This window comes from Acinetobacter sp. RF14B (assembly GCF_006864105.1).
Classification (GTDB): Bacteria; Pseudomonadota; Gammaproteobacteria; order Pseudomonadales; family Moraxellaceae; genus Acinetobacter; species Acinetobacter lwoffii_C.
On record NZ_SMTB01000013.1, the window covers coordinates 35694 to 41693 of the forward strand.

Here is a 6000-nt window from a genome sequence, read left to right on the forward strand (position 1 = left end):
AGAATGACTAAATCTCTTGTCTCTTGCCTTATATCAACTAAAAAAATCTTGCGAGATAGATCTCTAGTGTCGCAAGCATAGACGAAATATCAATAGACCCTAAACTTAGCCCTAAAAAAGCGCCAACTAATTGGGCGCTTTTTTATTAATCTGATTTTTAAAGAATCAGGGAGCAATACCGATATAGCGGGAATATCCCTCTATCCCCAGATCTGATTTTAAAATCAGATAGTCTGGATAACGACTTACACTAATCTCGGCAAACATATTGACCAGATCATCATTGGCGTGCAGATCATCCACCGAACGCAGCATGGTCTGTTCAAATTCATCGGTAATATATTCAAAACCAATATCCATGGCGATAAATAAGGTATGTTCGCAAGGCTGGATATACTGCTCTTCTTGCCAGTTAATAATGTTCTGCTGACAATGTGGACAGGCAATATTATCAGTCGCTGCAATATCCAGCTGAATTAATTGATAGCTCATCTTTCATATTCAAATCTTATCTGAGCCTATCTTAGCAAAAAATAGTAGCCGAATAACAACCCGATACCATTTCCATCACAGCAACCCTAGTTTAATGACGATCAGTAAATGGCACTCAAACTTCAAATATAAAAAATGCCAGTCAGTACTTCAATGACTGGCATGAGATGATTAGCCTTCTTTTTTCAGAAAAACCGTCTTAAATCAGGATTTATCTTGTATCTTATAGCGAGATAGCGCGGTTACAGCCACAGCAGAAATCACGACTGCTGGCAAACTTGCCCACAAAATACCGGTTGCACCCAAACCTAAAGCCAAGATCTTACCAGACAGCAATGGCCCAGTCATCGCACCCAAACGTCCAAGCGAGATTGCGGTACCCACCCCTGTGACCTTACCTGAACCAGTATAGAATATCGGGGAAATACCATACAGAATTGATTGTCCACCGGTTGAGAAAATCCCACCCATCAGTCCTGCCAAGATCAGCAATGGAATCACCTGACTGCTAAAGAGCAGGATCAATGCAATCGCCAGACCAACATAAATAATCATCGCGACTTGCCACAGCTTTAAGCGATCTAGCAAATAACCCAGACCTAAGGTACCAATCACCGCTCCCACCTGAAAGATCAGCATGATACTAAAAGCTTCCTGCTTGGATAAACCTTGTTCCATCAACAAGTTCGGTAACCAGCTAATCAGAATATAGTTAATCATCAAGGTAAAGAAAAAGCCAAACCATAGCGGCACAGTACGTTTATAGCGCTGCTCTTTAAAAAGTACATCTGTCATGGCCGGTACAGCAACATCCTGCTGCCCGGCTTGCTTGAACTGAACCGTACGCGGTTTATCCTTCAGAATAAAAGCCATAAATGGAAGCAGGAGCAAAGGTGTCAAGCCGCCAATCAGAAACAGGGTTTGCCAGCTGATATCTTGAAAGCAGATAGCCAGACCCGCTACAAAAATCGCTCCTACAGGCAAACCGCAGTACATCAGACTATTTAACTTGCCGCGGTTGGCTTCTGTCGCTTCATCTCCCACTACAGAAATCATGGTGGGCATCGCCGCACCTAAACCCAGTCCGGTTAGGAACCGTGCTACATATAAAATCTCAACACTCGGCGCAATCGCGGTAAGTGCGAAGAATATTCCAAAAACTGCCACAGATAACATCAAGACACGTTTTTGTCCCAGATAGTCGGCAATACGGCCACCAAAAAAAGCCCCGAAGAGCATGCCGAAAACACCCAGACTGAACACATAGCCCATCTGCACCTGACCTAATACAAATGTTTCTGCAATTCCTTTTGCAGCAATTCCAGGTGCCTGCAAGTCAAAGCCTTCAAAAAATGCGACCCAAAAACACAAAAAAATCACCAGGAGTTTTTGTGTTTTCTCCTTTGGCGCCAACATCATGATTGATCTCCTTCAATAAAAGGCTCTGTCTATATTTAGCCTACTATTGAATTGTTCAGCGAATCGAGCTAAATAAACACCACTACAATAGTAGGATTTATGCTCGAGTCCTGAGCTTATTTAAGAAGAATAAGATCTAAAATCAATAACAACAGGAGAAACACCAAATAAGCAAAAATATTAAACTTATACTTATCAATAATTTATAAAATTAGTAACTTATAACTATAGAATCATCATTTTAAATGATCATCTTCCCGATTCAATAAAAAAGCCCGCATTTAGCGGGCCTTTTTAATTCAAACGATTAAGCAGACTTCTTGGTTTGGGCATTCTTACGAATCGTAATCATCACCAACTGCACTGCTGCAGGTGTCACTCCCGGAATACGGCTCGCCTGACCTAACGTTTCAGGACCCACATCCTTCAGTTTCAGAGTAATTTCACGGGAAAGGCCCGAGACGGCATCATAATCAAAGTCTGCAGGAATTCTGGTTTCCTCAAGACGCTTCATTTGTGCCACATCTTGATGCTGACGGTTGATATAACCTGCGTATTTCACCGCAATCTCGATCTGATCACCAACCTGCTGTGATACTTCAGAGCCAGTAAGTTCTGCGATTTGTGCAAAAGTAATATTCGGACGTTTCAGCAGATCAATCGCAGAACATTCTTTGGAAAGATCTGCACCTGTCATCTCTACGAATTTTTTACCCATCGGGTTATTTGGGGCTGCCCATAGATCTTGCAAACGCCCTGTTTCACTCTCGACAGCTTCCATTTTTTCACAATACGCTGCCCAGCGCTCATCATCTACCAGACCAAGTTCACGGCCAATTGGCGTTAAGCGCTGATCCGCATTGTCTTCGCGCAGCATCAAACGGTACTCTGCACGTGAAGTGAACATACGATACGGTTCTTTGGTTCCCAAAGTAATCAGGTCATCCACCAGGACTCCCATATACGCTTCATCACGTTTCGGGGTCCACTGCTCCTGGTCCCAGGCACGACGTGCAGCGTTCAAGCCTGCAAGCAGACCTTGCGCCCCCGCTTCTTCATAACCGGTAGTACCGTTAATTTGACCAGCAAAATACAGGTTATTGATCGCTTTGGTTTCAAGCGTAAACTTCAAGGCTTGCGGATTAAAATAATCATATTCAATTGCATAACCTGGACGAAGAATATGCGCATTCTCCATACCACGGATTGAACGCACCAACTCAAACTGAACATCAAATGGCAATGACGTTGAAATACCGTTTGGATAAAGCTCGTGCGTATCCAGTCCTTCTGGTTCCAGAAACACCTGATGCGAATCTTTGTCCGCAAAGCGGTGAATCTTATCTTCAATAGAAGGACAGTAACGTGGACCAACTCCCTCGATCACACCGGTATACATTGGAGAGCGGTCTAAACCACCACGGATAATCTCATGGGTTCTTTCATTTGTATGCGTAATCCAGCAATTTACCTGTTCAGGATGCATTGAAGCATCTCCCATGAACGACATGGTCGGTGACGGAAAATCGCCCGGCTGTGCTGTCATGACTGAGAAGTCAACTGAGCGCGCATCAATACGTGGTGGTGTTCCGGTCTTTAAGCGCCCTACAGGGAGTTGCAGCTCACGTAAACGATGTGCCAGGGAAATAGAAGGTGGATCACCCGCACGGCCACCACTCGACTTTTCCAGACCGACATGGATGATGCCACCCAGGAATGTACCCGCAGTCAGCACCACAGTTTTGGCATCAAAGCGAATGCCCATTTGGGTCACGACGCCTTTGACAGTATCGCCTTCAACAATCAGGTCATCTGCAGCTTGCTGGAAAATATCCAGATTCGCCTGGTTTTCCAAAGTCTCACGAATTGCAGCCTTGTAGCGTACACGATCCGCTTGCGCACGTGTGGCACGTACTGCTGCACCTTTACGTGAGTTTAAAATACGAAATTGAATACCACCTTTATCAGCAGCCAGCGCCATTGCGCCGCCCAAGGCATCAACTTCACGCACCAGATGCGACTTACCAATACCACCAATTGCCGGATTACAGCTCATCTGCCCTAAAGTCTCAATATTATGAGTCAAGAGTAAAGTCTGTCGCCCCATACGCGCCGCAGCCAGGGCCGCTTCCGTACCTGCGTGACCGCCACCGATAACAATGACATCGTAAACTTTAGGATAATGCATAGTGGTATATTGAGAGATAAAAAAGGATAGCTGAGTATTATAGCAAAATTCAGCCTAAATTTGACAGAACCCCTGTAATTTATCTCCACACCATACTTTTTCAGTCCTGCTGAATATTGCAATGTAATCTTAACTTGCAGACTTTATATATAAATTAAACATTTAAGCTTAAAAAATTACTTGATTAACATTGCTTAATTTTGAGTATTTTTTAAGCTATTTATGTTGACATTACAACCAAAGGTATAAAAGATGAATAAGAATTTGTTTCTATCCGCTGCCCTCTGTAGTCTATGTCTCGCCCCGTTTGTGGCTTCAGCAAATGATAAGGTCGAGAAAGTTTATAATGCACAAAAATACCAACAGGTTTGTAAAGGCAAATCACAAGGTGCACCAGTCAGCTTTGCTTACCGCGGTATTATCTGGAATGGGACCTGTGAGCCACAATTTTTCCCATCTTCAGGCACCAGTTCTTTAAGAGGCGATGAACCGGAACTATATAATGCTTGTAGTACAGGCAATGTAACCTCAGTCACCATTAACGGTACTGAAATGCGTGGCAAATGTGCCTTAGGTTTTACCGTTCCTCATCCTCAGAACAATATGATGCAACAAAATCAAACGATGCCTGCAACCACTCAGAGAGGGATGTAAGCTGCCCGAGTAACAGCTTAATTTAAATTCAACTCAAACGGGCAAACTGACTAGGTTTTGTCCGTTTTTTATTTTTTTGTTGCTTATTTGTATAGCTAAGATAAACTTCAAAACACTTAAAAAATGAATAATAAGAAGGAAACTTCATGGACTCGGGGTTTTTTAGTTTATTTTTGCCAATCACTCTGGCAATTATGATGATGGGGCTGGGACTGGAACTGACCTTCAAAGACTTTCTTAAGGTACTTCGCTATCCAAAAGTAATTTTTATTGCCTTGTTTTCTCAACTGGTGATTTTAACCAGCCTGGCATTTCTGATTTGTCTGGTTTTAAACTTGCCTCCTCTGCTGGCAGTCGGGTTGATGCTCCTGTCAGCGTCCCCTGGCGGCCCTACAGCGAATTTGTTCAGTTATTTAAATAAGGGGGATGTTGCACTTAATATCACTTTAACTGCTTTCAATACTGTTATCTCCCTCTTTACTTTACCCTTTATTATTAATCTGTCATTACATTATTTTCTTGCTGATCAAAGCAGTATCAGCTTACCACCTGAAAAAATTATGCAGGTTTTTCTGATTACAATTATTCCGGTCATGATCGGCATGCTGGTACGGGCCAAACTCCCTCAACTGTCGATCAGTGCGCACCACACGATGCGCCTGCTCTCTGTGAGTTTTTTATGCATTTTATTTACCTTTGCCATTTTTAGGGAACGTTTCAACCTGATTGAATATTTTGCCAGCGTCGGTACCGCGACAGTATTACTCTGTTTTTCCAGCCTGTTTATCGGTTATTGTCTTCCCTTAATGATGAAGATTCCGGAAAGGATGGTGCGGGCCTGCACTTTTGAAATCGGCATTCATAACACGGCCATTGCCATGACCATTGCTATTTCGGTTTTAGACAATGTCACGATTGCTATCCCGGCCGGAATTTACAGTATTGTAATGTATGTTTTTGCCACGATTTTTGGCTGGATGATCAGTCGTCAAAAAGTAAATTATAGACCTAACCGTCACTTACCCAATTTGTAATTTTCTTGGCATGACCAGATTTAAGCTGTATGCTTTTTTCAAAGTAAATCAAAACGATTAGAATAATTTTACCAAGGAGTATGCAGATGGATTCTGGCATTATTACTATATTTTTACCCCTCGCTCTGGCGATTATTATGGTGGGTTTGGGGCTGGAGCTCACGCCCAAAGATTTTGCACGCGTGACCCAGCATCCCAAAGCCGTGCTGGTCG

At 43.0% G+C, this 6000-nt stretch carries 5 protein-coding genes and 1 pseudogene; 3 read left to right on the forward strand and 3 right to left on the reverse strand.

Annotated elements, in window-relative coordinates; genetic code table 11:
* Nucleotides 1–165: 165 nt before the first annotated feature.
* From E2K52_RS03715 to mnmG, 3 genes are all read right to left on the reverse strand, one after another.
* Nucleotides 166–492, reverse strand: coding sequence for a hypothetical protein (locus tag E2K52_RS03715; RefSeq protein WP_151203825.1), 327 nt, complete (start codon nt 490–492; stop codon nt 166–168).
* A gap of 204 nt (nt 493–696) precedes the next feature.
* Nucleotides 697–1908, reverse strand: a complete 1212-nt coding sequence (gene mhpT, locus E2K52_RS03720) for a 3-(3-hydroxy-phenyl)propionate transporter MhpT (protein ID WP_151203832.1) — start codon at nt 1906–1908, stop codon at nt 697–699.
* A 310-nt stretch (nt 1909–2218) separates the two neighbouring features.
* Entirely contained in the window at nt 2219–4099 is a 1881-nt protein-coding gene (gene mnmG, locus E2K52_RS03725; RefSeq protein WP_151203827.1) for a tRNA uridine-5-carboxymethylaminomethyl(34) synthesis enzyme MnmG, read from the reverse strand.
* Nucleotides 4100–4351: 252 nt separating this feature from the next.
* Between mnmG and E2K52_RS03730 the strand changes: the two genes are divergently transcribed.
* From E2K52_RS03730 to E2K52_RS03740, 3 genes and pseudogenes are all read left to right on the forward strand, one after another.
* A complete protein-coding gene (locus tag E2K52_RS03730) occupies nt 4352–4753 on the forward strand; it encodes a hypothetical protein (protein WP_151203829.1) in 402 nt (133 codons plus the stop codon).
* A gap of 146 nt (nt 4754–4899) precedes the next feature.
* Nucleotides 4900–5787, forward strand: coding sequence for a bile acid:sodium symporter family protein (locus E2K52_RS03735; RefSeq protein ID WP_151203830.1), 888 nt, complete (start codon nt 4900–4902; stop codon nt 5785–5787).
* An 86-nt stretch (nt 5788–5873) separates the two neighbouring features.
* Nucleotides 5874–6000: pseudogene (locus tag E2K52_RS03740) on the forward strand (bile acid:sodium symporter family protein); the annotation flags it as partial.